At 37.6% G+C, this 2,118-nt stretch carries 1 protein-coding gene and 1 pseudogene; both read left to right on the forward strand.

Going from position 1 to position 2,118, the window contains the following annotated elements:
• Nucleotides 1-1,190, forward strand: a 1,190-nt coding sequence (locus AC1DTM_RS23830; RefSeq protein WP_477001044.1) for an aminotransferase class I/II-fold pyridoxal phosphate-dependent enzyme, incomplete at its 5' end; no start/stop codon positions are given.
• 482 nt (nucleotides 1,191-1,672) lie between these two features.
• A pseudogene (locus AC1DTM_RS23835) lies at nucleotides 1,673-2,118 on the forward strand (protein-glutamine gamma-glutamyltransferase); the annotation flags it as partial.

A 2,118-nucleotide genomic window follows, 5' to 3' on the forward strand; every position in this document is an offset into this window, starting at 1 on the left:
TGACAATGGTGATGAGCGTGTGCGGTCCTGGGGATAAAATCCTCGTGCCACGGAATGTGCATAAATCAGTAATGTCAGCTATTATTTTCTCAGGTGCAAAACCAATTTTCATGCATCCTGAGATTGATCCGAAGCTCGGTATTTCACATGGGATCACAATTCAATCTGTCAAAAAAGCTCTTGAAGAGCACTCAGATGCGAAAGGCTTACTTGTTATAAATCCAACATATTTTGGATTTGCTGCAGATTTAGAGCAGATTGTAGAATTAGCTCATTCTTACGATATTCCTGTACTTGTTGATGAAGCTCACGGTGTTCATATCCATTTTCATGATGAACTGCCGATGTCAGCTATGCAAGCAGGTGCAGATATGGCAGCAACAAGTGTTCACAAATTAGGAGGGTCTTTAACCCAAAGCTCTATTCTTAATGTAAAAGAGGGTCTTGTTAACGTAAAACATGTTCAATCCATTATTAGCATGCTTACGACTACATCAACTTCTTACATTTTGTTAGCATCTCTTGATGTTGCCAGAAAACGTCTTGCTACAGAAGGAACAGCTCTCATAGAACAAACAATACAATTAGCTGAACATGTTCGTAATGCTATAAATGTTATTGAGCATCTTTATTGTCCTGGAAAAGAGATGCTAGGTACAGATGCTACTTTTAACTATGATCCTACAAAGATAATTGTATCTGTAAAAGATTTAGGTATTACAGGCCATCAGGCTGAAGTATGGCTTAGAGAACATTACAACATTGAAGTAGAACTCTCTGATTTATATAACATACTTTGTCTTATCACATTTGGAGATACAGAAAGTGAAACAGATATACTTATTACAGCATTACAAGATTTAGCAGCAACATATGGAAATAGAGCAGATAAAGGTGTTCAGGTACAAGTAGAAATACCAGAAATACCTGTGCTAGCACTTTCTCCTAGAGATGCTTTTTATTCAGAAACAGAAGTCATTCCATTTGAAAACGCAGCAGGTCGTATTATAGCTGATTTTGTTATGGTTTATCCGCCAGGGATTCCAATCTTTACTCCGGGGGAAATTATTACACAAGATAACTTAGAGTATATTCGTAAAAATTTAGAAGCTGGGTTACCTGTACAAGGTCCCGAAGATATGACATTACAAACATTACGTGTTATTAAAGAGTACAAGCCTATCAGTTGATAGGCTTTTCTTTCACCTTTTTTCTCTTTTTTTCATACGATACTAAAGAATTTGACATTCCCACCCCTAATGGGGCCAGCTGACTAACGTCAGTGGGATTCTTGCTATGAAAGGCGAAGTCCATTTCTGGTATCGCTGACGCGCTAGATTGCAGTGTGCCATCACCACTCTCACAACAGACCGTATAGGTTCGTGAGCTACGGTACTAACCGTACAGATTCGTGTTCAAGTGTTTTAGCGCTTTGTTCTTGACGACACATATCATGCTTGAATTCGGCTATCGAACTCCATATGATATCTTTTATTCAAGGAACACATTGGCGTTTTAAAGACTTGTACTTGTCTATAGTTAACGTATACCGAAATATAAATGTTTTTCTATGAAAAAGCGATACTTTCATCCTATGCTTAAAGGCGGATTAAAGTCCAATATGGGATTTCCCGTATCGCGAAATCTGTAACGTATAGGTGGGGATACCATTATGATTGTGATAGGCCGTTCTATTGTACACCCTTATATCACAAATGAATATGAGCCATTTGCAGCTGAAAAACAACAGATTTTATCCATAATGGCTGGAAATCAAGAAGTTCATTCCTTCCGAACAGCCGATGAACTCAGCTTTGATCTTAATTTACGAGTTAATATTATTACTTCCGCGCTAGAACTTTTTCAAAGTGGCTTTCAGTTTCGTACATTTCAACAATCTTTTTGCAACCCTCAGTTTTGGGAAAGAACATCACTTGGCGGATTTCAACTACTCCCAAACGTACCATCCTCTATTGCCATCCAAGATATTTTTAAAAACGGAAAACTATATGGAACTGAATGTGCCACCGCAATGATTATCATTTTTTACAAAGCATTACTATCATTATATGAGGAAAAAACTTTCAACCGTCTATTCGCAAACCTCTTACTTTATAC

The organism is Bacillus sp. P4_D3, from assembly GCF_056401855.1.